Annotated in this window: 24 protein-coding genes and 2 pseudogenes; 12 read left to right on the top strand and 14 right to left on the bottom strand. The window is 63.1% G+C overall.

Annotated features, from left to right (window positions below; all coding sequences use genetic code 11):
* A pseudogene (locus ACOVRJ_RS11735) lies at window positions 1-724 on the bottom strand (pyruvate ferredoxin oxidoreductase); the annotation flags it as partial.
* Window positions 725-870: 146 nt separating this feature from the next.
* Between ACOVRJ_RS11735 and ACOVRJ_RS11730 the strand changes: the two are divergent.
* Window positions 871-1,341 (top strand): Lrp/AsnC family transcriptional regulator, encoded by a 471-nt coding sequence (locus tag ACOVRJ_RS11730; protein WP_263538126.1) that lies wholly within the window; start codon window positions 871-873, stop codon window positions 1,339-1,341.
* A gap of 32 nt (window positions 1,342-1,373) precedes the next feature.
* On the opposite strand, the gene ACOVRJ_RS11725 is transcribed toward ACOVRJ_RS11730, so the two are convergent.
* Window positions 1,374-2,345: a helix-turn-helix transcriptional regulator gene (locus ACOVRJ_RS11725; protein WP_422044032.1), complete on the bottom strand. Its 972-nt coding sequence runs from the start codon at window positions 2,343-2,345 to the stop codon at window positions 1,374-1,376.
* A gap of 190 nt (window positions 2,346-2,535) precedes the next feature.
* On the opposite strand from ACOVRJ_RS11725, the gene ACOVRJ_RS11720 reads away from it, so the two are divergent.
* Together ACOVRJ_RS11720 and ACOVRJ_RS11715 are read left to right on the top strand one after the other, a co-directional pair.
* Window positions 2,536-2,844 (top strand): hypothetical protein, encoded by a 309-nt coding sequence (locus ACOVRJ_RS11720; protein WP_422044031.1) that lies wholly within the window; start codon window positions 2,536-2,538, stop codon window positions 2,842-2,844.
* A gap of 142 nt (window positions 2,845-2,986) precedes the next feature.
* A pseudogene (locus ACOVRJ_RS11715) lies at window positions 2,987-4,612 on the top strand (methyl-accepting chemotaxis protein).
* Here ACOVRJ_RS11715 and ACOVRJ_RS11710 read toward each other — a convergent pair.
* Window positions 4,578-4,922: a zinc ribbon domain-containing protein YjdM gene (locus ACOVRJ_RS11710; RefSeq protein ID WP_422044030.1), complete on the bottom strand. Its 345-nt coding sequence runs from the start codon at window positions 4,920-4,922 to the stop codon at window positions 4,578-4,580. The pseudogene ACOVRJ_RS11715 and the gene ACOVRJ_RS11710 sit on opposite strands and share 35 nt — an antisense overlap.
* Before the next feature lie 154 nt (window positions 4,923-5,076).
* Between ACOVRJ_RS11710 and ACOVRJ_RS11705 the strand changes: the two genes are divergently transcribed.
* The 5 genes from ACOVRJ_RS11705 to ACOVRJ_RS11685 all read left to right on the top strand — a co-directional run bounded on the left by ACOVRJ_RS11705 (window position 5,077) and on the right by ACOVRJ_RS11685 (window position 9,543).
* On the top strand, window positions 5,077-5,919 hold the full coding sequence (locus ACOVRJ_RS11705; RefSeq protein WP_422044029.1) for a class I SAM-dependent methyltransferase: 843 nt from the start codon (window positions 5,077-5,079) through the stop codon (window positions 5,917-5,919).
* Window positions 5,920-5,945: 26 nt separating this feature from the next.
* Window positions 5,946-6,839: a Rossmann-like and DUF2520 domain-containing protein gene (locus tag ACOVRJ_RS11700; protein WP_422044034.1), complete on the top strand. Its 894-nt coding sequence runs from the start codon at window positions 5,946-5,948 to the stop codon at window positions 6,837-6,839.
* A 53-nt stretch (window positions 6,840-6,892) separates the two neighbouring features.
* Entirely contained in the window at window positions 6,893-8,095 is a 1,203-nt protein-coding gene (locus tag ACOVRJ_RS11695) for a diguanylate cyclase (RefSeq protein WP_422044028.1), read from the top strand.
* 2 nt (window positions 8,096-8,097) lie between these two features.
* On the top strand, window positions 8,098-8,790 hold the full coding sequence (locus ACOVRJ_RS11690; protein WP_422044027.1) for a CBS domain-containing protein: 693 nt from the start codon (window positions 8,098-8,100) through the stop codon (window positions 8,788-8,790).
* A 156-nt stretch (window positions 8,791-8,946) separates the two neighbouring features.
* Window positions 8,947-9,543 (top strand): protein phosphatase CheZ, encoded by a 597-nt coding sequence (locus ACOVRJ_RS11685; RefSeq protein WP_422044026.1) that lies wholly within the window; start codon window positions 8,947-8,949, stop codon window positions 9,541-9,543.
* Window positions 9,544-9,576: 33 nt separating this feature from the next.
* Here the strand turns inward: ACOVRJ_RS11685 and ACOVRJ_RS11680 are convergent, their stop codons facing one another.
* Window positions 9,577-10,422, bottom strand: a complete 846-nt coding sequence (locus tag ACOVRJ_RS11680; RefSeq protein ID WP_422044025.1) for a zinc-dependent peptidase — start codon at window positions 10,420-10,422, stop codon at window positions 9,577-9,579.
* 69 nt (window positions 10,423-10,491) lie between these two features.
* On the opposite strand from ACOVRJ_RS11680, the gene ACOVRJ_RS11675 reads away from it, so the two are divergent.
* The 3 genes from ACOVRJ_RS11675 (at window position 10,492) to ACOVRJ_RS11665 (ending at window position 13,687) form a co-directional block, all read left to right on the top strand.
* Window positions 10,492-11,682: a YbfB/YjiJ family MFS transporter gene (locus ACOVRJ_RS11675; RefSeq protein ID WP_422044024.1), complete on the top strand. Its 1,191-nt coding sequence runs from the start codon at window positions 10,492-10,494 to the stop codon at window positions 11,680-11,682.
* A gap of 304 nt (window positions 11,683-11,986) precedes the next feature.
* Entirely contained in the window at window positions 11,987-13,192 is a 1,206-nt protein-coding gene (locus ACOVRJ_RS11670; protein WP_422044023.1) for a hypothetical protein, read from the top strand.
* Between the two features lie 57 nt (window positions 13,193-13,249).
* Window positions 13,250-13,687: a hypothetical protein gene (locus ACOVRJ_RS11665; RefSeq protein ID WP_422044022.1), complete on the top strand. Its 438-nt coding sequence runs from the start codon at window positions 13,250-13,252 to the stop codon at window positions 13,685-13,687.
* Between the two features lie 37 nt (window positions 13,688-13,724).
* On the opposite strand, the gene ylqF is transcribed toward ACOVRJ_RS11665, so the two are convergent.
* Window positions 13,725-14,714 carry a ribosome biogenesis GTPase YlqF gene (gene ylqF / locus ACOVRJ_RS11660; protein ID WP_422044021.1) on the bottom strand — a complete coding sequence of 330 codons (990 nt, stop codon included), beginning with the start codon at window positions 14,712-14,714 and terminating at the stop codon, window positions 13,725-13,727.
* A 212-nt stretch (window positions 14,715-14,926) separates the two neighbouring features.
* Here ylqF and ACOVRJ_RS11655 point away from each other — a divergent pair, with 212 nt between their 5' ends.
* Window positions 14,927-15,373, top strand: coding sequence for a cold-shock protein (locus tag ACOVRJ_RS11655; RefSeq protein ID WP_422044020.1), 447 nt, complete (start codon window positions 14,927-14,929; stop codon window positions 15,371-15,373).
* Between the two features lie 51 nt (window positions 15,374-15,424).
* On the opposite strand, the gene ACOVRJ_RS11650 is transcribed toward ACOVRJ_RS11655, so the two are convergent.
* The 9 genes from ACOVRJ_RS11650 to ACOVRJ_RS11610 form a co-directional block, all read right to left on the bottom strand.
* Window positions 15,425-15,946 (bottom strand): hypothetical protein, encoded by a 522-nt coding sequence (locus tag ACOVRJ_RS11650; RefSeq protein ID WP_422044019.1) that lies wholly within the window; start codon window positions 15,944-15,946, stop codon window positions 15,425-15,427.
* Window positions 15,947-16,025: 79 nt separating this feature from the next.
* Window positions 16,026-16,388: a copper-binding protein gene (locus ACOVRJ_RS11645; protein WP_422044018.1), complete on the bottom strand. Its 363-nt coding sequence runs from the start codon at window positions 16,386-16,388 to the stop codon at window positions 16,026-16,028.
* Window positions 16,389-16,447: 59 nt separating this feature from the next.
* Window positions 16,448-17,851 (bottom strand): multicopper oxidase family protein, encoded by a 1,404-nt coding sequence (locus ACOVRJ_RS11640; protein WP_422044017.1) that lies wholly within the window; start codon window positions 17,849-17,851, stop codon window positions 16,448-16,450.
* 11 nt (window positions 17,852-17,862) lie between these two features.
* Complete coding sequence (locus ACOVRJ_RS11635; RefSeq protein WP_422044016.1) at window positions 17,863-19,275, bottom strand: TolC family protein; 1,413 nt, start codon at window positions 19,273-19,275, stop codon at window positions 17,863-17,865.
* Window positions 19,272-19,601 carry a hypothetical protein gene (locus tag ACOVRJ_RS11630; protein WP_422044015.1) on the bottom strand — a complete coding sequence of 110 codons (330 nt, stop codon included), beginning with the start codon at window positions 19,599-19,601 and terminating at the stop codon, window positions 19,272-19,274. Before ACOVRJ_RS11630 ends, ACOVRJ_RS11635 begins: the two co-directional genes overlap by 4 nt.
* Window positions 19,602-19,791: 190 nt before the next feature.
* Window positions 19,792-20,220 carry a hypothetical protein gene (locus ACOVRJ_RS11625; RefSeq protein WP_422044014.1) on the bottom strand — a complete coding sequence of 143 codons (429 nt, stop codon included), beginning with the start codon at window positions 20,218-20,220 and terminating at the stop codon, window positions 19,792-19,794.
* Between the two features lie 162 nt (window positions 20,221-20,382).
* Window positions 20,383-20,730: a TonB family protein gene (locus tag ACOVRJ_RS11620; protein WP_422044013.1), complete on the bottom strand. Its 348-nt coding sequence runs from the start codon at window positions 20,728-20,730 to the stop codon at window positions 20,383-20,385.
* A gap of 50 nt (window positions 20,731-20,780) precedes the next feature.
* A complete protein-coding gene (locus ACOVRJ_RS11615) occupies window positions 20,781-22,340 on the bottom strand; it encodes a methyl-accepting chemotaxis protein (protein WP_422044012.1) in 1,560 nt (519 codons plus the stop codon).
* A gap of 24 nt (window positions 22,341-22,364) precedes the next feature.
* Complete coding sequence (locus tag ACOVRJ_RS11610; RefSeq protein WP_422044011.1) at window positions 22,365-22,487, bottom strand: hypothetical protein; 123 nt, start codon at window positions 22,485-22,487, stop codon at window positions 22,365-22,367.
* Window positions 22,488-22,503: the final 16 nt, after the last annotated feature.

The following is a 22,503-nucleotide window of genomic DNA, read 5'->3' as shown; positions in this document are numbered from 1 at the left end:
CTGTTGGCGGCTGGTACTCCACCGGCAGTTCAAAGTCCAGCGGCACGCTGTCCAGGTCCACCGTCATGCCCGACTCCACCACCTCGGAGATCGCCTTGAAGCCGACCCAGGTGGACGAGAAGCGGCTCAGCGCCCATCCGTAGAGGCCGAACTCCAGGTACTCGGCCACATTGCCCGGGTGGACGATGGGCATATGCCAGGCCTGCAGGGCCAGATCGCTCTGGTGTGGGGTGCTCGACGACACGCAGCCATGGTCGTCACCGCAGACCACCAGCACGCCGCCTAGCTTCGAGGTGCCGTAGACATTGCCATGTTTGAGCGCATCGCCCGAGCGGTCCACGCCCGGGCCCTTGCCGTACCACATGGCGAACACGCCGTCGGCCGTGCGCTTTGGGTCCAGGGCCACGCGTTGCACGCCGAGGCAGGCGGTGGCGGCCAGGTCTTCGTTGATGGCGGGCAGGAAGTTCACCTTGGCCGCATCGAGGAACTTCTTGGCCTTCCACAGCTGCTGGTCCACCATGCCCAACGGGCTGCCGCGGTAGCCGGAGACAAAGCCGGCGGTGTTCAGCCCCTTGCTTTCGTCCTGCGCTTTTTGCGCCAGCAGCAGGCGCACCAGGGCTTGGGTGCCGGTCAGGAAGACCGCGCCGCTGTTCGCTGCGAGGTTGTCCGAGAGCTTGTAGTCCCGCAGCGCGGGCTCCTGGGGAGCGGGGCTGGTGGATTGGATTTCTGAGCTGGACATAGGCTTTCCTCGAGGGACGATCGAACGAGCGATGGCTGGCCGGGATTTTTCGTCAGAGGGCCAAGTGTTTGTTGCTCTGTTTACCGCTGTCAAGCGGGTGAATGAGAGAATTCATCTCAAAGGAGCCTTAAATGGAGATGGATCGTTTCGATCGGGCCACCAAACAGATTTTGGAAGCCTTGCAAGCCGACTGTCGGCAAAGCACCCAGACCCTGGCCGACAAGGTGGGCCTGTCGGCCACGCCGGTCTGGCGCCGCATCAAAGAGCTGGAAGACAGCGGGGTGATCCGCCGCCATGTGGCCCTGGTGGACCGGGAAAAGCTGGGTCTCAATATTTGCGTGCTGGCCAATGTCTCGCTGGTCCGCCACAGCGAGGGTGCGGTGGAGCAGTTCGAGCGCCTGGTGCTGGCCAGCCGCGAAATCATCGAATGCCACGGCATCACCGGCGAGGCCGACTATGTGATCAAGGTGGTCGTGCCTGATATGAAGGCCTACGACTTGTTCCTTCAAGGCCAGATCTTCAAAGTGCCCGGCGTGGCCAGCGTGCGCAGCAATGTGGTGCTGCGCGAGGTCAAGTACGAGACGGCGTTGCCGGTGGGGTGAGGCGCGAAGGCGGACAAGAAGCCTGCGGCCGCTCAGCCCGCCAAACTCAACAAGGCTTGGGCATGGGCTGCGAGCGCGCGCCGCAAGGCCAGCGGCTTGATGATTTTGAAAGCAAATGGCCAGCCCGCCAGTTCGCGGGCAAAGTCGGGCAGGGCGTCGATCTGCGCGCTCAGCTTGAGCCCGGCTCGGGTGCTGCTGAGCTGACCCAGCTCAGGCGCAATCCAGGCCCGCGCCTGGCCGAGTTCGGCCTTGATCAGCAGCTCTACCGTGTGATTGCGCGGCAAGCTGGCAATCGCCTCGCTCAAATGCTGCTGAACGTCAAAGTTTTGCGGTCGTGCAAAGCTGGCCGGCAGGGCTTGCAGTGCGCGGATGCGGTCCAGGCGAAAGGTGCGCAGGTCTTGGCGCAAATGGCAGTAGCCCACCAGATACCAAGCCCCGCCGCGCAGGGCCAGACCATAGGGGTCAACAGCGCGCTCGCTGCTTTCGCCGTCGCCCGCCGAATACGTCAGCTGCACCCGCTGCTGGGCGCGGGTGGCGGCGCTGAGGGCCGGCAAGCAGTCTTTGGCGCCGGGGCCTAGCTGGCGCTGCCCGGCGCGCTGGTGCCGGGTGTCCAGCGACACCACCTCGTTCAGGTCGGCGATACGGCGATGCAGGCCTTTGGGCATCACCCGCTCCAGCTTGGCTTGGGTGCTGGCGATGGCGGGCAAGATGCCGTCCAGCCCTAACTCCCGCGCCGCGCGCAGCCCCATGCCCAAGGCAAGCACTTCGTCCGTGGTGAACATCATGGGCGGCAGCTTGAAGCCGGGCCGGAGACGGTAGCCGCCGTCGCGGCCGCGCTGCGCCTCCACCGGCACGCCCAAGTCACTCAGGTGGACGATGTAGCGGCGCAGCGTGCGCGCATCGACGTCGAGGCGGCGCGCCAGCTCCGGTCCCGGCAGCAGGGCCTGAGACTGCAGCAGTTCCAGCAGGGCCAGCACCCGGCCGGTGGGTTTGTCTTGGCCCATCGGGCTCCCCTCGGTTCACAGCATTCAATACAGGACAGATTCTGTCCTATCGGCCGCCTAGACTGCCGCCACTTTCTTCTAGATGCCCCTCAGGGATGTTTGCCATGACGCTTGAACCCACCAGCAATCTTTGGCTCTTCTTCGCCCTGACCTTCGGCATCATCGTGCTCCCCGCCAACTGCCTCAGGTGATGAACATGCCCGAGGGTGCTGCCGCACAAGCGACTCCGATGCCGGCGGGCAGTTTGTGGGCGGTGTTCCCGGCCTTTTTGCGCAGCGAGGTGCGCAGCGTGGGGGCGCAGGCCTTCTTGCTCGGCGCCATCATTGCCTGCAACCAGATTGCCATCTACGGCACGGTCTTGCTCTTGGTGGCCCTGGCCCACCGCGCCCGGCCGCCGCAGTTGGCCACCCAGCGGCGCCTGATGTGGGGTGTGGGCGCACTTCTGATCTTGGCAGCCTTGGCCAGCTTGTGGGGCGGTTGGCAGACTCAGGCGGCCTGACCCAGGGTCAAGTCAGCGGTGGCCTTGCCGATACCCAGGAATGAGTCGGGCGTTCAAAGCCCGCAGTTGGACTTCGTCCCTACCGGATGAAGCCGACCCAAATTGCCGCAAAAGGCATTTCTCTTTCCGAGGTAGACAAGCTATGAACGATTGGATGGTGGCGACCAAGCTGAAGGCCGGCTTTGGGCTCGTCCTTGCTTTGTTTTTGCTTTTGGCCGGCTTGACGGCATGGCAGCTTGAGGCGGCAGGCGCGGCGACCCAGCGCATGGAGCGCTCGGCCGAGTTGTTGCGCCTGGCCAGCTCCTGGCAGGGAGATGTCAGGCAAAACTCGGCGCGCTCTTTGGCCGTGGGCTTCTCCGAAGGCAGTGCGATGCTGGGCTTTTTCAAAGAGGCCATGGCCGGCACTTCGGCTCAGACCTCGGCCACGCAAAAAGCATTTTTGGATCTCGTCCAGAACGAAGGCTCTCGCAAGCGGGCAGAAGATGTCGGCGAGGTGAGAAAGCGCTGGCTTGCGGTTCGAGAGGAATCCAATCAACTGAAGGCGGCGGGCAACGATGCGGCCGCGCGCAGCGTGGTGCAAGACAAACTGGTGCCGCTCACCGATGAGTACATACGTGTCACCCAACTCTTGGTGGACGGCGAACAAGGCCATGTTCAAGAGGCACAAAAACAAGTGGTTGCGAGCTTTCGGCAGGTCTATGTGGTCGGCATGACTTTGCTGGGGCTGGTGCTGGTGTTGGCCGTGTTGATCAGCCGCAGTCTGTCGCGCAGCATTGCCGGCGGCTTGGCCCGCGCCAGCCGCGCGGCCGAGCGCATCGGCCAAGGCGATCTGACGGCTGCCTTGGATGTGCGCGGGCGCGATGAAATCGCTCGATTGTTCAGCGCCTTGGCAGCGATGCAGAAGAACCTGGTTCAGGTGGTGAGCACCGTGCGCCTGGGCTCAGAGAATGTGTCTACCGCCAGCGCTGAGATTGCTTCGGGCAATAACGATCTATCGGCGCGTACCGAGCAGCAAGCCAGCGCGCTAGAGCAAACCGCCGCTTCGATGTAAGAGTTGGGTGCGACGGTCAGGCATAACGCGGACAACGCACGTCAGGCCAATCAGATGGCGCAAAGCGCCAGCACCGTGGCCCTGCAAGGCGGCGAGGTGGTGGGGCGCGTGGTGGCCACGATGAAGGAAATCAATGACAGCTCGCGCAAGATCAGCGACATCATTGGCGTTATCGACGGCATCGCCTTCCAAACCAATATCTTGGCGCTGAATGCAGCCGTGGAAGCGGCCCGCGCCGGCGAGCAGGGCCGCGGCTTTGCGGTGGTGGCCGGCGAGGTGCGCTCGCTGGCGCAACGCAGCGCCGAAGCGGCTCGCGAGATCAAGAGCTTGATCGGCGTGAGCGTGGAGCGGGTCGAGCAGGGCACCGCCTTGGTGGACCAGGCCGGCAGCACCATGAACGAGGTGGTGGCGGCCATCCGGCGCGTAACCGATATCGTCGGCGAAATCAGTGCTGCCAGCACCGAGCAAAGCGAAGGCGTGGCCCAGGTCGGCAAGGCGGTGGTGCAAATGGACCGCAGCACGCAGCAGAACGCAGCTTTGGTGGAGGAATCAGCCGCTGCGGCTGAAAGCCTCAAGAACCAGGCCCAGCAATTGGTCAAGGCAGTCTCGGTCTTCCGGCTGGATGGGCGCGAGGCCTGGACTGCCGCGCCGGCGCACAACGGGCTGCGGCGAGGGCCTGCAATCAGGCCTTCTTCAAGAACTCTGATTTCAGGCTGAGGCTGACGCCGTCGATCTTGCAGTCCACATCGTGGTCGCCGTCCACCAGGCGGATGCCCTTGGCCTTGCTGCCTTTTTTCAGCACGATGGACGAGCCCTTCACCTTCAGGTCCTTGATCAGGATGACGGAGTCGCCGTCGGCCAAGACTTGACCATTGGCGTCGCGCACCACTTTGACGCCGTCTTCGGTCGCGCTGTCTTGTGCGGTGCTGTCGCTCCACTCATGGCCGCAGTCCGGGCAGATATTCATCTCGCCGTCGCGGTAGGTGTTCTCGAGCGTACAGACGGGGCAGGCGGACGGGTTGGGCATGATGACGGAAGCGGGGCCAGTGGTGCGCAGGGCTGCGCGAGAGCGGAGCAGGGATGGCCGCATTTTCCCTCATGGCTTTCAGCAGGGTTTCCTCAGGCAAGCCATACTCGCGCCTGTTTCATCTTCAGTTCCCTGTTTCGGAGAAGCCTTGACCATGAATTTGCTGCACAAATCCCGTAGGTCCGTCATGTTGGCAAGCCTGAGCGTGCTGTCCGCCGTGGCGACCCTGACGCCCGCGCAAGCGCAAGCCGATGAGGCGCTGAAGGCCGTCATTGCCGGCAGCCACCGCACACCGGCTTTCGTGGCCCGCGATGCGGCGCGCCACCCCTACGAGACGCTGACGTTTTTTGGCATCAAGCCGACCATGACAGTGGTGGAGTTGTCGCCTGGTGGCGGTTGGTATACCGAGATTCTGGCGCCCTATCTGCGCGACAAGGGTCAGCTGATCTTGGCGGGCGATGATCCTGCGTCTGAGCAGGCTTACTTCCAGCGCAGTGCTGCGCGTTTGAAAGAAAAGTTAGCTTCCAACCCGGCCCTGTACGACCGCGCTCAGGTGGCCGTGTTTGCCCCGGGGACAGGCAAGCTCGACTACGCCAAGCCCGGCAGTGCCGATATGGTCTTGACTTTCCGCAATGTGCACAACTGGGTCTCGCTGGGTGAGGTCAAGGTTCAAGCCGCCTTCAAGAGCGCCTTCACGGCCTTGAAGCCAGGTGGCGTTTTTGGGGTGGTCGACCATCGTTTGCCCGCCAGCGCTACACAAACCGAGAAGGCTGAGAGTGGCTATGTGCATCAGGCCTATGTGATTCGCATGGCCGAAAGCGCCGGTTTCAAGCTGGCGGCGAGCAGCGAAGTTAACGCCAACCCGAAGGACAAGGCCGACCACCCCAATGGTGTGTGGGATCTGCCCCCGACCTATGCCAGCAAAGACAAGGATCGCGCCCGCTTTGAGGCCATCGGTGAAAGCGATCGCATGACCCTGCGCTTCGTCAAGCCCTGACGAACGCTCGCGAGGCTCAGCCCTTGGTGTCGCAATCCGCCTATCCGAGCCTCGCCTTTGTGGGCGCGGGTCGCGTTGGGCGCACGCTCGCGCGAGCTTATGCCGCGCGAGCCGCAGGGCAGGGCTTGGCGCCGCTTCTTGCCGTCGCCAGTCGCTCCATGCGGGCCGCGCAAGACTTGGCGGCTCAATTGCCCGGATGCCTGGCGCTCACGCCCGCAGAGGCGGTGCAGTGTGCCGACTGGGTTTTTTTGACGGTCTCGGACGATGCCATCGCCTCGGTGGCGGAGGGCCTGCCTTGGCGGCCCGGACAGGTGGCGCTGCATTGCAGCGGGGCCACCGAGTTGTCGGCCTTGGCCGCAGCCGAACGGGCCGGTGCGCAAGTTGCGGGCTTTCATCCATTGCAGATCTTTTCTGATCCGGCGCGGGCCGAAAAGCTCTTGGCCGGCAGCGCGGTGGCCATCGAGCTGCGCCAGCCTAACGAGGAGCTCCAACAGCGTCTGTTGGCCTTGGCCGATTTGCTGGGCATGAAGCCCCTGCTCCTGCCTCCTGGCAGTCGCGCGGCTTACCATGCGGCAGCGGGTTTCTCTGCCAGTTTCTTGCTGTCTTTGTTGGACGAAGCGACGCAGTTGTGGGCGAGCGTGGGCCTGCCACCGGACGCGGCCCTGCAAGCCCTGTTGCCGCTGGCACGCGGCACCCTGGATGCGGCCGAGGCGCGCGGTTTGCCCGGTGCTTTGTCAGGCCCGATTGCACGGGGTGACTTGGGCGTGGTGGCCGCTCATTTGGCTGCTTTGGATGGGCTGGGCGGCGCCCATGGCGAGTTCTACCGGGTGATGGCGCGCCGCCAGCTGAGTTTGGCGCGGCTCAGCGGGCGCCTGGACGAGGCCGGTCTGCAAGGCTTGCAAGCGTTGCTCAAGCCTTGAATCTCGTCGCGGCGAAACGTGTCGCGGCGGGCGCTTCTCACTAGAATGTTCGCATGAGCCTGGACATGCCCACCTTGTTTGTGGCGGTGACTGCGGTCGCCTTGCTGCTGGCATTCTGGGTCGCTTTCATGGCCTGGGGCCAGCCGGCACGTCATGCGCTATGGGCCTGGGCCTTGGGCCTGATGTGCTGTGTGATCAGCCAAGTTTTGTTCGGTTTGATTGACCATTTCCCCTGGGCCTTGGCGGTGATCGGGGGGAATGTGGCCTATGCCTGCTCCTTGGCTTTGATGCTGTTGGCGCTGCGGCGCTTTCAAGAGGTGGAGATGGTCGGCTGGCGCTGGCTCGCGCCCATCGTCTTGGTTGGCCTGATCTGCGTGCTGTGGCTGTATGAGGTACGTTGGCGGGTTCTTGGCGTGACGCTCGTGTTCAGCGGACAGATCGTGGTGATTCTGCTGGCGCTGCTGGATCGCAGCCAGAAGCAGCATGGGCGTGGCCGCTACATCCTGGTTGGCGCCTTCACCACCCTGCTGATCATTCTGCTGATGCGTGCAGCAGCGGCGGCTTCCGGGGCTTTGGATGGGCAGTCCAGCGCGGAGGGCGCGCGCTGGCTCGCCGTGGTGTTTTTGATTTCGATGGGCGTGATCCTCAGCATCACCTTGGGCTTTGTCTATATGACGGTGGAACGCGCCGAGCGACTGAACTTCGAGTTGGCCATGAAGGACATGCTGACCGGCTTGGCGAATCGGCGTGCCATCACCGACCAGCTTCTGAACACGGTGGCGCGCGCACAGCGCCAAGGGCAGTACCTGAGCGTGGTGATGCTCGATATTGACCACTTCAAGCAGGTCAATGACAGCTACGGGCATCAGGCCGGCGACATGGTCTTGCGCGGGGTGGCGCAAACCTTGCAAAGCCGCTTGCGTGCTCAGGATCAGATCGGCCGTTTTGGTGGCGAGGAGTTTTTGGTGATTCTTCCCGATACCAATCTTGAGGGGGCGCAGACTTTGGCTGAGGCCTTGCGCACGGCAGTGGAGGCGACGCCGACCCAGTGGGGCGCTCACAGCATCGCCGTCACCATCAGCATTGGGGTGCGGGGGGGCGCGGTCACCGGCGGGGACACCGCAGACAGCCTGGTCGGGGCAGCCGATGCCGCCCTGTACCGGGCCAAGCAAAACGGCCGCAACCGCACCGAACTGGCGGTTGTTGCCGCCGCTGCCGTGCCTGGCTTCATGGCCATGCAGGCGACTCAGGCTTAGTCATGTTTACCGTCTACGGGCTCAATGGACGCGTGTTCAGTGGCCGGCTTGAAGGCTTGAGGGAGCTCGGGCCGGTGCAGGCCGTGGCTCGCGTTCGTTCGGTCGATCCTGTGCGAGGTGATATTGCCGATCCCACACCAGGGGTGGTGCTTGCGGGGCCGGCGCCGGATACGGCCTTGGCTGCGCTGGGCGGTGCCGAGCCGCGGCCCAGCGATGCGCTGGCCGCTTATCAGCAGGCGCAATCTTTGGTGGGCGCTGCATCCGAACGCCGAGTCTTGAGCCTGGTCGAGCAGTTGATGAGCCGGCGCCTGCACACGGTCCCCTTGGCGTCCACGCTGGCTCAAGGCTTGGCTTTGCTGAGTCGGGCGGGTGTTGGGCAAGCGCCGGTGGTCAATGTGCATGGCCGCCTGGTGGGGCTGTTGTTGCGCGCCGATCTCTTGCCGGGGCCGCAGCAACTGGAAGACAGCCGAGCTTGGCTCGATTGGCTGAGTCAACCGGTGGCCGATGTGATGTGGAGTCCGGTGCCTGCGGCAAGACCGGACACGCCCATTCGAGAAGTGGCGCAGGCCTTGCTGGACCTGCGCCTGCCGGGACTGCCGGTGGTCGATGAGTTCGGCAATATGTTGGGCTTTTTGTCCCGCAGCGACATCTTGCGCGCCGTCACCCGTGAGGCGCCGCTCGATCTTTGGACTTGAGCCCCTCTTCTGCAGAGGAGCAAGTCTGGCGTGAAAAATCTCTCAAAGTCTGCCGCAGCGTGACGGATCTCGGTCCCCCAAACCAGGGGGTGTCGGGATAATCCCGGGCAGGTTTTCTCCGCCTCAGGGCGTGAGCAGTTCAGGGAGTCGATCACCATGTCAGCAGTTCTTCAGCAAGTGAATCAAGCCCCGGTTTCTGGATCAACCGCCGAGCCTGTAGCCCTTGACCCGGTGCAGGTGCTGCACAAGGTGGTGCAAGAGCTGCCCGATGCCTGCGAGCGCCTGGCCTATGTGCGCAGCATGACCGAAGAGGCCGCCACCAAGGTGCTGGGTCTGGTCGATGCGGCGCAAGACGATGCCGAGCAGGTGCGCCGCCAAGGCTCGGACCTCTCGGAAACCTTGTGCCGTATGGCCTTGGCCCCTGATTTGACGGTGGATCGGGCGCGCCAGATGCTCAAGCTATGCGCCGCTTATGCCGCCAACGCGGCCAGCTTCGCGAGCCGTGAAAAGTCTTTGCATACCGAGATCATGATGGCCCAAGGCTTTCAGGATCTGTCTGGTCAGGTCATCAACAAAGTGGTGGGCATGTTGGAGAGCGTGGAATCCCCGCTTGAACACCTGCTGGCCCAGTTTGAGCCGCCCAAGCCCGAGGATTCGGCCCCATCCGCTCAAGGCTTGGAGGGGGTGCAAACGCCCGACAAGGCCTTGCAACAAGACGATGTGGACGATTTGCTGGCCTCGCTGGGTTTCTGATCCGATCTCCGGCGCGGGCGCCGGCATCGCTTGTCAGCGGCCCTGGTCCCAGTTGATGGGGTTGAGTCGGTAGTACGCGCTCAGCACGCCATACAAGGCCGGATGCTCTTGGGCCAGATCAAGCGGCCGCTCGAAAAACAACTCGCTGCTGACCGCAAAAAATTCTGCAGGGTCGGTGGCACCGTAAGCATCAATCAGGCTGGCCTCGCCTCTTGCCAGCCGTGACTGCAAGGCATCGAACTCGTTTTGCATCACCGTGGACCAACGCCGGTAGGCCTGGGCGTCGCTCAGCAGTGGTGCTCCATTGGCATGCCCTTTGGCTTGATCGAGCTGATGGGCAAATTCATGGATGACCACATTGTGTCCATCCATGGGATCCGCCGCACCGGCTTGTACATCGCGCCAGGAGAGCAAGACCTGGCCCTGCACCCAGCTTTCGCCCGCCAAGGCGCGCCGCTGCTCGCGCAACACCCCGCCCGGTTCGCTCACCGGCCGGTCGACGACAAAGGCTCCGGGGTAGAGCAAGATCTGTTTCAGCTGGGGGTAGTAGCCGCGCCGCGCGCCCAGCAGCGGCAGGCAGGCCTGCGCTGCAATCGTGACGCGCATCTCATCCGTGACGACCAAACCGTCACAGCCGATGATGGGCTTCTCTGCCAGAAAAACCTGAATCTCCTGCTTGAGCCGCATGTGCAGATCGGCCGGCAGGCGCTGCGCCAAGGGCACGCGTCGCCGCAAGATGCGCCGCCAGGCCTGCGGAAACGGCTGCGCCCGCAAGCGCTGCCTGCGCCTGCGCTGCACCAGCGGGCCGGCCACCAAGCACAGGATCAAGCCTAGCGCCAAGGCCATGATCAGCAAGAGGGGCAGGGCATCCAGGTCCATGCCTGTGCATATGGGCGCTTCAGGCGCGATTACAAGCCAAGCGGCCACAGAATCGCTTAGGCTCGGGGTATGTCCGCAGCCTCTCGTGATGCCTTTTCTTCCCCTGCTCGTTTGCAAGCCTGGCAGGTCATTGCGGGTGGTGTTTGCGGGTTGGTGCTGACGGTTGGTTTGGCGCGCTTTGCTTACACCCCGCTGTTGCCATTGATGCAGGCGCAGGTCGGCCTCAGTCATTTGCAGGGCGGTTGGCTGGCCTCCATCAACTACTTGGGCTATATGAGCGGCGCCCTGCTGGCGGCCTGCTTGGACAGCCCCGCTTGGCGACAAAGGCTCTACGGTGTCGGCTTGATCTTGAGCCTGTTGATTACCGCTTTGATGGGCTTGAGTGAGCAGCTTTGGATCTGGGCGCTGTCCCGCTACCTGGGCGGCTTGTGTGGTGCTGCCGGCATGCTGCTGGGGTCCGGCTTGGTGCTGGGCTGGTTGATGCGTCAGGGGCGGCGGCCTGAGCTAGGCCTTCATTTCATCGGACTGGGACTGGGCATTGCGGTGTCGGCGCTTGGCGCTTTTTTGATGGCCGAGCTGGCGCTGCATTGGTCGCAGCAATGGCTGGGCTTTGCATGCATAGGGCTGATCTTTCTCGTGCCTGCTTGGCTCTGGCGACCGCCGGTCCCGCCGGCGCCTGTTGCCGCAGTGGCGGCGTCAGCAGCGCCCGACCGCTCATGGATGGCTTTGATGATGGCCATGTATTTTTGCGCCGGCTGGGGTTTCGTCATCAGTGCCACCTTTACCGTGGCAATCGTCGAGCGCCAGCCCTTGCTCGCGGGTCAGGGGCCTTGGGCCTGGGCTTTGGTGGGCTTGGCAGCCACCCCGGCTGTGTTCGTGTGGGACAAGGTCGCACGGCGCTGGGGTGAATTGAAGGCCTTGTTTGCGGCTTTTGCCTTGCAGAGTTTGTCGGTGCTGCTGCCTGCCGCGTCCGACGAACTCGTCCCCGCTTTGGCGGGGGCGCTGCTATATGGCGCGACCTTTATCGGCATCGTCAGCCTGACCCTGGCTTTGGTCGGGCGGCGCGCCCCCAACAACCCCGGCAAGGCGATGGCGCGTTTGACCCTGAGCTATGGGCTGGCCCAGGTTTGCGCGCCGGTGCTGGCCGGCGCCATGGCCCAAACCAGTGGCAGCTATCGCGGCGCTTTGTGGGTCACGGCCGCCGTGCTCTGGGTGGGCATGGGTTTGTTGCTTGTATTGATGCGAGAGCGCAGGGCCTGATGGCGCCACTGGCCCGACCTCGGCTTAGGTCGGTGAAGATTCGGCTCCCTCCCACGGAAAGAACCGCCGAAGCAGGCGTTCGCGCCGGGTCCTTGTTGTTTTTTTTCAAAGGCGCATTGAATACCTCTTGGGCCCGCCCTGAGTTGGTTATCTTTACGGCAAGGCTTGACTCCGGGAGGCTTCAAGCGAGTGCCGCAACAAGGGCGGAGGGGCAGTTGATGAAGGCATGCTGCATCCTCTTCAAACCCTGGGTACAGAGATGTTTGGTGAAGAAGTTTTTCCCCTACTCTGACTGGAGCTTGGCATGGTGCATCGTCGACAGGCGTCTCTGGATCCTCGTTTTGGCGCACGTACGCCAGACTCAGTGCGGCGGCTCAAGCGCCGGCCTCCTGGCAGACCTCGCTGGTGCGCGCTGGGCTTGCTGAGTCTTGGACTCAGCTTGTCTCTGGGCGCGCAGGCGCAAGAGTTCAGCAGCTCGGGCTTTGCGTCCCTGGTGCTCGGGCGGACCTCGGGTTCTTGCGTCGCCAGTGGGCTTGCGCCTGTGCACAGCAGTAACTGCACCAGGTACATCGCTGACTGGGCTCATGCGGGCGTCTATGGCGACGAAGTCACGGCCTCGCCCGAGTCGCGCGCCGGCCTGCAGGCGACGCTCAAGTTCAATCCCCAGTGGAGCGCGACCACCCAGCTCACCACTCGCGCGGTGAAGGATCAGGCCTTGAATTTGGAGTGGCTCTACCTCGCCTATCAGATCGCACCGGAATGGACGCTGCAGCTCGGGCGAAAGCGCTTGCCGCTGTATTACTACTCCGACTTTCAGGACGTGGGCTTTGCCTACAACACCATACGCCCCAGCCCGGATGTGTACGGCTGGGATGTAGTCAATTACAACGGCGCCAGCCTCAGCTATTCCACCGAGCTTGGCGCCTGGTCCTTGCGCACCGAAGCCTTGATCGGGGCTGAGAACAGCAAGAAGAACCCCTATGCGCGGCTCTATAACGAAGCCCCCAAGGATGTAGCGTGGGGCGATATCGGCGGCGTCAGTTTCGAGTTCTCTAAAGACTGGTTCAGCGGCCGCTTGAGCTATGTGCGCAGCACCGTCAAGCAGGTGGATCGCGACAGCGGCGTGGTGGAGATTGAATCGAATGGTCCCAAACAGGACTTCTTGGGTCTGGCCTTGAATGCGGACATTGACCACTGGATCGTGCGCAGCGAATTCGGCCAAGCCAAGCGGCAGTCGCTGAATTACAAGGCCAAGTACTACCTGCTGACCCTGGGCTACCGCATGGGTTCGTTCACCTTGACCGGGGGCAGCAGCGCCTACCTTGAAACAAGCTATGACTTGGCCGCTTATGCCCCAGTCAAGTTGCGTAGCCAGTTGCTGGCCTTGCGCTATGAGGTGCACAAAGGGGGGGCCCTCAAGCTGCAGTTTGATCGCGTCCGCGATAGCACCAGCACGCCAGGCGCAGGCAATGCGCAGCTCCTGAGCGCGTCCTACGATGTGGTGTTCTAGGCCCGGGTATCGACGGATTCAGTCACCTTTTTTGCAGTCAATGATCAGGACAAAGCCATGAAGACTTCTACAAAATCTAAGTCCCGAGTCCTTGTCGCTTGCTTGCTGCTCGGGCTTGCTAGTTTTGCTGCGGCACAGACGGCCGTGATCGTGAACCCCAAGAGTTCCTTGAGTGCGCTAAGCCCCGAGCAGGCCGCATCGTTGTTCTTGGGCAAGTCCAGCACTCTGCCCAGCGGGGGCCCCGTGGTGCTGGCCGATCTGCCTGATTCCAGTGGCGTGCGCGAGCAGTTCTACAGCAAGGCGGCAGGCAAGACCAGTGCGCAGGTGAAGGCAGCGTGGTCGCGCTTGACCTTCTCTGGCAAGGCCACACCGCCGAAGGAATTGCCCAGCGCAGCCGAGGTCAAGAAGTATGTGGCCGCCAATGTCGATGCCATCGGCTATATCGAAAAGTCGGCGGTCGACGCGAGCGTCAAGGTGGTCTTGGTGGTCGAGTGAAGGGGCTTCTGTAGTCGACAGCCATTCGGCCGTCGATTCAGTCTTCGCTGGCCTCGTCCTCAGTCTCCGCCTCCGGGGCTGAGCCCGAACTGGCCTCGCGAACGCCGCTGCCCTTGCGCCGCGCCTTGCGGGCATCGGCCTTGGCCTTGCGCGCCGCTTCGGCCGCCTCGGCCTTGGCGGCCCACTGCTTGAATTCGTCCGGTGTTTCCAGCGTGATACGGCCGAGGATGCACTGGCGGAATTCGTAGATCAGCACTTCCGCAGCTTTTTGCAAATTGACTCGGCCGCCGCTGAGCATGGCGCCGCGCTTGCGGCCAATCGCCGTCAGCAGTTCCTCATCATTCAAGCCGCTGATGTCGCCCAGTTTGTAGCGTTCGATCAGCTGCGCCGGGTAATGCACCCGCAGATAGTCCAGCAACTCCAGCGCGACTTCGTCTTCTTCAAAGGCATTGCGGCCAATGGCGCCGCTGGCCGCCAGGTTGTAGCCGCTTTCTTCGATGGCAATGCGGGGCCACAACATGCCGGGCGTGTCGAAGAGATAGAAGTCTTCGGCCAACACGATCTTTTGTTCGATCTTGGTGATGCCCGGCTCATCGCCGGTCTTGGCCGCCCGTTTGGAGGCCAGGGTATTGATCAAAGTGGACTTGCCGACATTCGGAATGCCGCAGATCAGCACCCGCACCGGTTTGACCATGCCGCCGCGCAGCGGGGCCAGCTCGCGGCAGGCCTTGATCAGCGCCTGGGCCGGCGCCTTGATGCTGGCGTCCAGGGCAATCGCGCGGGTGTCTGGCAAGGCGTTGTAGTGCGCCATCCACAGCGCGGTGCGCTCCGGGTCGGCCAGGTCTTGCTTGTTCAGCAGCTTGAGCGTGGGCTTGCCCTCCGTCAGCTGGGCCAAGAGCGGGTTGGCACTGGAGCCGGGGATGCGGGCGTCCAGCATCTCGATGACGACGTCGAGCCCGGCCCTCATCCGTTCGTTGATCGCGTTCCGGGTCGAATTCATATGCCCGGGGAACCAGTTGATGGCCATGCTTTTTGCTCTTTCTCTTTTGCTGCGCTGTCCCCGCTATTGTCGCGGTTCATTGGGTAGTGGCCGCCGCACAGTTCTTACCAACTGTTGCAGCACGATGGGCTGGTTCAGGCAGCATGGAGGCCATAAGAAAACAGGGGGCGGCGCTTGTGGCCGTGTTCGCCTTGGCTGGGCGACTCGAACCTCAGGCCATTGTTTCAGAGGGATCTATCATGCGATTCGAAGGCACATTGACACAGTGGCAGGTGGAGCGAGGCTTTGGCGCCGTCACGCCGCTGCAGGGTGGGCAGGCGCTGTTCGTTCATATCTCGGCCTTTCCGGCCAACAGCCCACAGCCCATGCCCAACGAGCTGATCAGCTTTGAAGTTGTATCTGGAAGCAACGGTCAGAAACAGGCGGTGCGGGTGATGCGCCCCAAGTCGACCCCTACTTTTGCCGAGACGCCCCAGGAGCGTCAGCGCGCTCGCCGACCTGCGCTGAAGTCGCGTCGGCCTATCCTGGCTTATGTCGCTTGCGCCGCCTTGGTCTTGAGCTTGAGCGCCGGTGCCTTGATCGGCTTGGACTACGCGAAGGCCGATGGTCGCCATGTCGCCAAGCTGCTGGGCACCAAAGCCGGGAGCGCGACCAAGCTCGCGGCCGGAGCGAGCTGGCTGCGCTGAGTTAGGCGGGGCGAAGTGGGCGCCGCAGGGCGCAATCCTGGGCTGCAGCCCTCAGTCGGTGCTTTTGCCCCAGGGCAGCGAGGCCGCCTTGCGATCGGCGCCCTTGCGTGTGCGCAGCACGGCCTCAAAGGCTTGAAGGGCGCCGTTGGTCACGCAGGTCAACAGGCCCACCACATCTTCTTGGCTGTAAGCGTCTGCATCGCGCCGGAATTGCTTGACGGCCATTGCCAACATATCGCGAGACACACCAGGGTGTGTGACCACCACCGCCTGCATGGCGCTGAACAAATCGGGGTAGCGGCCGCACAAGGCCTTGATGCGGCGCAGCGACTGCGCGGGTGAACTCTTGGCACCGGGGCCGATCCAGGCCAAGTCTTCGTCCGCCGCCTTCAAGCTCAGCTCCAGGCAGCGGATGCGTGTCATCAGGTACTCGCAGTCCCGGGCTTCAAAGGCTTGCGACTCCGCCTCGGTATCGCTTTCAGCCTCGAAATAGCGCTCGTGCACCATGGTGGCGAGCGCTGCTTCGAGTTCGGGCAAGGTCTGGTGTTGCTTGATGCTTTGGCTGTCGCCCATGCTGCTACCCCTCAGTCTTAAGACAGCTCGGTCTATGGGGATCGGCCCCAACTTAAGGAACTTGAGCGACTTGCAGCGTTCAGGGCCGTTTCAGCGCGCTGATCCAGATCTTGCCTTGGCTCGATTCGGCTCGAAACATGATCTTGTCGCCCACTTTGAGCTGCGGGGTCAAGTCCGCCCCTTCAGCGTCCGGCTTGATCGAGAACACCATGGTCATGGCGGGCATGTCCAGGTGCTTGATCTCGGCATGCTTGAGCGTGAGCTTTCGGTTTGGCCCATCAATGCGCCGTATCTCGGCCGCGGTCCATTCGCTCGCCGTCTGCGTCGCTTCAGCGGCCTTCGAGGGGTGGGCATGCGTTTCGTGGCTGCGCGCCAGTTCAGACAGGCTGCTGAGGCTGGCGGCAGCGGCCAGGGTCAAGAGGATGCGGTGGGTGTTTTTCATGTGGGAGATTGATTTAGGGTTCATCGGTGAACGGTGCACAAGGGCGCGGACCTTGCGGTTCAATGCCCGCTATGGCCCTGATGGCCGCCGCTGGGCTTGCGCACCTTCACTTCGGCCTGTGGCTGGGAACTCGTGCCTGGTGCTGGGGCGGCCGAGGCGGCGGGAGGAACTGCCCCTTCAAAGACGCGCGCCACACTGCCCTTGGGGGCGCGCGCGGCCCACCAGCCAGGGTCGCTGTAGTCGCCGACTTTTTGTTCGCGGCGCACTTTCAGCACGCTGAACATGCCGCCCATCTCCAGACTGCCATAGGGTCCGTTGCCGGCCATCATCGGCGCGGTGTTCTCGGGCAGGGGCATCTCCATCTCGGCCATATCGGCCATGCCGCGCTCGCCCATCACCATGTAGTCAGGAATCAGCCGGGTGATCTTGGCTGCGAGGCCGCGATGATCGACGCCGATCAGATTTGGCAGGTTGTGCCCCATGGCGTTCATCGTGTGATGGCTCTTGTGGCAATGAATCGCCCAGTCGCCTTCCTCATCGGCAAGGAACTCGAGCTGGCGCATTTGACCGACGGCCACATCGGTGGTGACTTCGGGCCAGCGCGCGCTCTTGGGCACCGGTCCACCGTCGGTGCCGGTCACCTCAAACTCATGGCCATGCAGATGGATGGGATGGTTGGTCATGGTCAGATTGCCGACCCGAATGCGAACCCGGTCGCCGTGGCGCACGTTGAGAGTGTCGATGCCCGGGAAGATGCGGCTGTTCCAGGTCCAGAGGTTGAAGTCGGTCATGGTCATTGGCTTGGGCGTGTAGCTGCCCGGCTCGACGTCATAGCTGGACAGCAAGAAGCAGAAGTCGCGCTGTACCTCCGCAATCTGGGGGTGATTGCGTTGCTTGGGATGGGTGATCCACATGCCCATCATGCCCATGGCCATCTGCGTCATCTCGTCCGCATGCGGGTGGTACATGAAGGTGCCGGGGCGGCGTGCGGTGAACTCATAGACAAAAGTTTGTCCGGGCTTGATGGCCGGCTGAGTCAGGCCGGCGACACCGTCCATGCCGTTGGGCAGGCGCTGGCCATGCCAATGCACGCTGGTGTGTTCGGGCAAGCGATTTGTGACAAAGATGCGCACCCGGTCGCCTTCGACCACCTCGATGGTGGGGCCGGGCGACTGGCCGTTGTAGCCCCAGAGATGGGCCTTGAAGCCGGGTGTCATTTCGCGCACCACCGGTTCGGCCACCAGATGGAATTCCTTCACCCCGGCGTTCATGCGCCAAGGCAAGGTCCAGCCATTCAAGGTGACGACCGGGTTGTAGGGGCGACCGTTCGGTGGCACGAGCGGGGGCGCGGTGGCGGCACTGTCTTGCTGCACCGCTTCGGGAATGGCGCTCAGGGCGACGCGGGACACGCTGGCTGCGGCCACAGCGCCAGCGCCCAAGAAAAGATTGCGACGGGAAACCATGGGTGATGCTTTCAATGCCCGGCGCCGGCTTCAGCGGCGGCGGAAGAAGGGGCCGACAAGGGTAGGGTCGGGCTTGTGAGGGGGCCGATCAAGGCTTGATTCAAGGCCGCTTCGGCCACGAAGAAGTCCCGCTGCGCGGCAATGGCTGCCGCCACGGCACTGATCTGCGCTCTGGCGTCGGCCAGCAGCTCGAAGGTGCTGATGAACATGCCGTTGTAGAGCAGAAGGTTCTCTTCCGAGATGCGCTTGCGCAAGGGCAGCACTTCGTCGCGGTAATGGCGCGCTATGTCGAAGGCAGAACGGTACTGCGAATAGGCCTCACGGGCTTCTGAGCGGGCCTTGATGGCGATGTAGGCGGTGCGTTCCAGCGACTGCATATAGCTCGCTTCGGCATGGGCAAGCCGTGCCTCACCCCAGTCAAACACAGGCAACTCCAGGCTCAACTCGAAGCCGGTTTGCGTGGCATCGAGATTGCTACGATTGCTGGCGAGCCCCAGGTCCAGCACATTGATGAAGCGGGTGCTGCGCGTCAAGCCCAGCTGGGCGGCGCGGGCCTGGACGGATTTCTTGGCCTCCTGGACATCCAGACGCTGCGCGATGGCGAGGCGTTCGACCTCGGGCAGTTCCTTTGTTTGGCTGGGCAGATCGGGTAGACGCTCGGGTAGCTTCAACAAAGCCAGTGACTCACCCCACAAGCCGAGGGCGCGGATCAAGGCCTCCTGGCGAGAGCGGGACTCCATCTCGGCATGCGCCAGGCCCAACGCCGCATCGGCGTAAAAGCTCTGCTCGCGCGCCAGCCTCAGCTTGGTCACATTGCCTACCGTGCTCATGCGCTGTGCCAGTTCCGCGCCGGCTTCGGCGGCATCCATCACCTGCTGGCTGTACTGCTGCAACTGCTGGGCGGCCACGGCCATCCAATAGGCGCGCCGGGCTTCTGCGGCGACCTTCAACACCTGCTGGCCAATCTCGCGTTGCAAGGCCTGGGTTTGCAAGTCGGCAAGGCGCGCGCGCGAGTTGCTGCTGAACAAGCTCATCAGATTGAAGTGCAGGCCGCGTTCGATCTCCAGCTCTTGCTCGCGCTTGAATCGGCCGAGACTGATGCCCGGATTGGGCAGTCGGGTGGCTTGCACGAAAGCGGCGTCCGCGATACCCAACTGATGCAGCTGGGCTTGCAAGCCCCGATGGTTCAGCAAGGCCAGCTGAACCGCTTGTTCGGCCGACAAGGGGGCTTGGAGCAACTCATGAACGCGGTCCTGAATGGCTTGGCGCTCTTGCGGCGAGCGCGCCCATTGCAAGTCCTTGTTGAGGTGCTGCTGGGCTTGCGTTTTGATCGGTTCAAAGCGCGCCTCGGGATCGAGGCTGGCGCAGCCGCCCAGCAACAGGGCAAGGAGCAGCATGGGGGCGGTCAAGCGCGCGCGGGTCATTTCTTGCCTCCATGCGCGCCATGGTCATGGCGAGATGCGGGTGCGGCTGAAGCTGCCGGGCTCGCTGGCGCGCTGGATGAGGCGCTGGACGCCTCTTTGGCGTAGGCACGCCAGCCGCCGGCTTCTTTGACGGTGCGATTTGCCTGTGGCCAATCGGCGATAACGGGGTCCAGCTTTGCCGCCTTGTAGCGCTGCAGCGCTTGGGGCGGTTTTGCTGCAGGCACCACCGCCGAGGGGTCAGTCGGGTCGGCAGCGGCGGCTGAGTTGACGGCGGACTTGGCGCCTGCTGCCGCGACTTGCGCTTGAATGGGTGATGAGACCAACATGGCGGCGCTGGCAAGCAGCAACAGTCCAACAGCCGATGGGCAGGCGGAATGAGCCCCGCGACCTTTTGGGCGCAGGGATAAGGAACAGGTAATCATGGCTCCACTTTCAATGAGGGAACGCCGCGCCACCCAGTTTGGTGGCGCCAATGATGGCGACGCGCGCTGTTGCAAGCGGCGTCGACCCAGCGGATTAGCTTCGCTGATGGGACCTGGGAGGTCGGTCCAGTGTGGGCGTGATGACATCCAGGCTGGCGGGGCCAGCATCGGGGGCCAAAATGCCGGGGCCTGAGCCCAGCGACAAGTTCAATACGTTGCTTGGCAAAGCAGCACCGACGCAGCAGACCGCGCAGGCGCTGCAGGCGTGACCGGCATGGCTGTCGGTAACTTCTTCGGCAGAGGGCTGCGATCCATGAGCCGAGTCCCCCGAGTGATCCATCTGCGCCATCATGGCTTGATGATCGTGCGCTGCGGGCGGGCTGCTGATCGCGCTTGAGCTGGTGTCGTTGCTGCAGCCCAGCATGGCAAGCCGCGCCTGCGCTTGCAGGGGCAGGGCCAGCACCACGACCCAGATCAGAGTCCGGATCCAGGCCAGCGATGACAGCGACACGAGGGAGGGCATGGATTAGATTTTAGTCGCGCCCAGCGAGACCTTGGCGCAAGGGGCTGCGGCGACTCGCAGGCAAGAAAAAAGGCCTGCCTTGGACCGAGGTCCTGGCAGGCCGTCTGGGCGAGTGATCCTGGTGTGGCCGAGGCGGTGCAAAACACCGACGGCCAGCGCTCATCAATCTTCGTTGTTGAACACCAGCTTGACCTCGTGCGATTGCTTGCCGCCGGTGCCTTCAAAGCGCCAGTCCATCAGGGCGCGGGTGACGGCCTTGTCAAAGACCTTGCGGGGTTGGGCTTCGACGATGTCAACGCCGGAAACCGAGCCGTCGGCCTCGATGGCCATCTTGGCCTTGACGGTGCCGGACTTGATCGATTGCTTGCTGGCCTCGGCCGGGAACTCCGGCGGCACCTTTTTCAGAATCTTGGGTGCAGAGGCGTGGGCGCTGAAAGCGACGGCCAAGGCTGCGCACAGGAAGGAAGCGGAGCGCAGCACGCGGGGCAGGGAGGAGGTCGAAGTGCTCATGGGAATACGTGATCTAAGGAATCAAGGGGGAAAGAAGAAAGGGAAGGGCTTCAGGCCTTGGCGCCGGCAGCTCGGAAGAAGCCGACGGCACTCAGCAGGCGGGAGGAACTGGATTTCAATGCGTCGGTGGAGCGGCCCAGTTCGTCCACCAGAGTGGTGTTTTGCTGCGTGGTCCGGTCCAGCTCATTCATGGCGTTATTGACTACGCCGACGCCGGCTGCTTGCTCTTGGGCAGAGTGGGAGATCTCTTCGATCAACTGACCCATATTGTTGACCTCGTCCACCACGCTGCGGATGGTGACTCCGGCGTTATTGACCAGGGCGGTGCCGTTCTCGACCTTGACCGACGATTCTTGGATCAGGACCTTGATTTCCTTGGCTGCAGAAGCAGAGCGCGAGGCCAAGGCGCGCACCTCGGAGGCCACCACCGCAAAGCCGCGGCCATGTTCGCCGGCCCGTGCGGCCTCCACGGCTGCGTTCAGCGCCAGGATATTGGTTTGGAAAGCGATGCCGTCGATAACGCCGATGATGTCGCCGATCTTCTTCGAGCTGGCGCTGATTTCTTCCATCGTGTCGACCACCTTGGACACCACGGTGCCACCGGCTTGGGCCGATTGACGGGCCTTGGTGGCGATGCCAGCTGCGCGGCGAGTCAGGTCGCTGGCACCATTCAGGTTGGCGGCGATTTGCTCCACCGACGCGGCGGTGTTTTGCAAGCTGGCCGCGGAGCGGGCGGTGCGGTCCGACAGGTTCACATTGCTGTGGGCGATGTCGGATGAGTTCTGAGCCACTTCACCGGCGGCATCGCTGACGCTGCTGACGACGCCGGACAAAGCGTGTTGCATGTCCTGCATAGCCTTGAGCATTTGCGCCAACTCATCATTGCCTTCCACAACAATGTGTTGCCTCAGGTCGCCGGCGCTGATGGCTTCGGCCGTCTTCTGCGCCTTTTGGGCCGGCAGCACGATGGAGCGTGCGATCACGAAACCGCCACCCAGACCGACCACGGCTGCCACCACCACCAACACGGCGGTCAGCAGGATGGACGAGCGCGCCATTTCACCGCCCTCGACGGCGAGGGTGCGAGCGCTTTCGAACTGCAGGTCCACCAAGCCCTTGAGCCCGTCTTGATAGGACTGTTGTGCTGGGCGAACGTCATTGATCAGGCTCTCGCGGGCCTCGTCGGGGCTGCCGTCCTTTTGAATCTTGCGAAACTTGTTCACGGCGGCGCTGAACTTGAGCTCCGATTCACGCACCGCGGCGACCAGTTCTTTTTCCTTGCCGTTGTCCAGGGCCGCTTGCAGGCTGTCCAGTTGCTTTTCGGTTTCTTGCAAGGCGCTGTCGATGGCGGCGTTCTGTCGCTTGATTTGGCGGGCCTCGTCCAGCAGCAGCAGGTCACGCGATGCGCGGGCAATCACATTGACTTGGCCTTCCAAGGCATTGGCCGAAGCGATCTTCACCAGGCTGCTGTTGGCGGTGCGGTCCAAATCCTGGGCTAAGCGATTGGCCGTCCAAGCGCCGTAGCCACCGATGGCCACAAGCAAGAGGATAAGCAGGCCGTAGCTGACGGCCAAGCGCTGGCTGATGCGCAGCTCGGTCAAAAAATTCATGTCTCGAGATCCCCTCGTCAAGGATTATTTTTCAAGGCTTCCAGAATTCAGGCGGCTTGCAGCCAGGCTGGAATTCGGTTGCTGGCGCGGTAATACGCCTGCTTGGCTTTCGACTCCTGCGCTTGAGTTCTTGATCAGGGTTTCCATGTGCAGGGGTCGATGT

The sequence above is a fragment of the Roseateles sp. genome (assembly GCF_049240545.1).
Taxonomy (GTDB): domain Bacteria; phylum Pseudomonadota; class Gammaproteobacteria; order Burkholderiales; family Burkholderiaceae_C; genus Paucibacter_A.
This window is presented reverse-complemented; position numbering and strand designations above follow the sequence as displayed.

What these genes read in the sequence shown, in the direction of transcription:
- ACOVRJ_RS11730 (WP_263538126.1), top strand. Translation starts at nt 871, where the DNA reads ATGGAGATGGATCGTTTCGATCGGGCCACCAAACAGATTTTGGAAGCC.
- ACOVRJ_RS11725 (WP_422044032.1), bottom strand. Translation starts at nt 2,345, where the DNA reads ATGGGCCAAGACAAACCCACCGGCCGGGTGCTGGCCCTGCTGGAACTG.
- ACOVRJ_RS11720 (WP_422044031.1), top strand. Translation starts at nt 2,536, where the DNA reads ATGAACATGCCCGAGGGTGCTGCCGCACAAGCGACTCCGATGCCGGCG.
- ACOVRJ_RS11710 (WP_422044030.1), bottom strand. Translation starts at nt 4,922, where the DNA reads ATGCCCAACCCGTCCGCCTGCCCCGTCTGTACGCTCGAGAACACCTAC.
- ACOVRJ_RS11705 (WP_422044029.1), top strand. Translation starts at nt 5,077, where the DNA reads ATGAATTTGCTGCACAAATCCCGTAGGTCCGTCATGTTGGCAAGCCTG.
- ACOVRJ_RS11695 (WP_422044028.1), top strand. Translation starts at nt 6,893, where the DNA reads ATGAGCCTGGACATGCCCACCTTGTTTGTGGCGGTGACTGCGGTCGCC.
- ACOVRJ_RS11690 (WP_422044027.1), top strand. Translation starts at nt 8,098, where the DNA reads ATGTTTACCGTCTACGGGCTCAATGGACGCGTGTTCAGTGGCCGGCTT.
- ACOVRJ_RS11685 (WP_422044026.1), top strand. Translation starts at nt 8,947, where the DNA reads ATGTCAGCAGTTCTTCAGCAAGTGAATCAAGCCCCGGTTTCTGGATCA.
- ACOVRJ_RS11680 (WP_422044025.1), bottom strand. Translation starts at nt 10,422, where the DNA reads ATGGACCTGGATGCCCTGCCCCTCTTGCTGATCATGGCCTTGGCGCTA.
- ACOVRJ_RS11675 (WP_422044024.1), top strand. Translation starts at nt 10,492, where the DNA reads ATGTCCGCAGCCTCTCGTGATGCCTTTTCTTCCCCTGCTCGTTTGCAA.
- ACOVRJ_RS11670 (WP_422044023.1), top strand. Translation starts at nt 11,987, where the DNA reads ATGGTGCATCGTCGACAGGCGTCTCTGGATCCTCGTTTTGGCGCACGT.
- ACOVRJ_RS11665 (WP_422044022.1), top strand. Translation starts at nt 13,250, where the DNA reads ATGAAGACTTCTACAAAATCTAAGTCCCGAGTCCTTGTCGCTTGCTTG.
- ylqF (WP_422044021.1), bottom strand. Translation starts at nt 14,714, where the DNA reads ATGGCCATCAACTGGTTCCCCGGGCATATGAATTCGACCCGGAACGCG.
- ACOVRJ_RS11655 (WP_422044020.1), top strand. Translation starts at nt 14,927, where the DNA reads ATGCGATTCGAAGGCACATTGACACAGTGGCAGGTGGAGCGAGGCTTT.
- ACOVRJ_RS11650 (WP_422044019.1), bottom strand. Translation starts at nt 15,946, where the DNA reads ATGGGCGACAGCCAAAGCATCAAGCAACACCAGACCTTGCCCGAACTC.
- ACOVRJ_RS11645 (WP_422044018.1), bottom strand. Translation starts at nt 16,388, where the DNA reads ATGAAAAACACCCACCGCATCCTCTTGACCCTGGCCGCTGCCGCCAGC.
- ACOVRJ_RS11640 (WP_422044017.1), bottom strand. Translation starts at nt 17,851, where the DNA reads ATGGTTTCCCGTCGCAATCTTTTCTTGGGCGCTGGCGCTGTGGCCGCA.
- ACOVRJ_RS11635 (WP_422044016.1), bottom strand. Translation starts at nt 19,275, where the DNA reads ATGACCCGCGCGCGCTTGACCGCCCCCATGCTGCTCCTTGCCCTGTTG.
- ACOVRJ_RS11630 (WP_422044015.1), bottom strand. Translation starts at nt 19,601, where the DNA reads ATGTTGGTCTCATCACCCATTCAAGCGCAAGTCGCGGCAGCAGGCGCC.
- ACOVRJ_RS11625 (WP_422044014.1), bottom strand. Translation starts at nt 20,220, where the DNA reads ATGCCCTCCCTCGTGTCGCTGTCATCGCTGGCCTGGATCCGGACTCTG.
- ACOVRJ_RS11620 (WP_422044013.1), bottom strand. Translation starts at nt 20,730, where the DNA reads ATGAGCACTTCGACCTCCTCCCTGCCCCGCGTGCTGCGCTCCGCTTCC.
- ACOVRJ_RS11615 (WP_422044012.1), bottom strand. Translation starts at nt 22,340, where the DNA reads ATGAATTTTTTGACCGAGCTGCGCATCAGCCAGCGCTTGGCCGTCAGC.
- ACOVRJ_RS11610 (WP_422044011.1), bottom strand. Translation starts at nt 22,487, where the DNA reads ATGGAAACCCTGATCAAGAACTCAAGCGCAGGAGTCGAAAGCCAAGCA.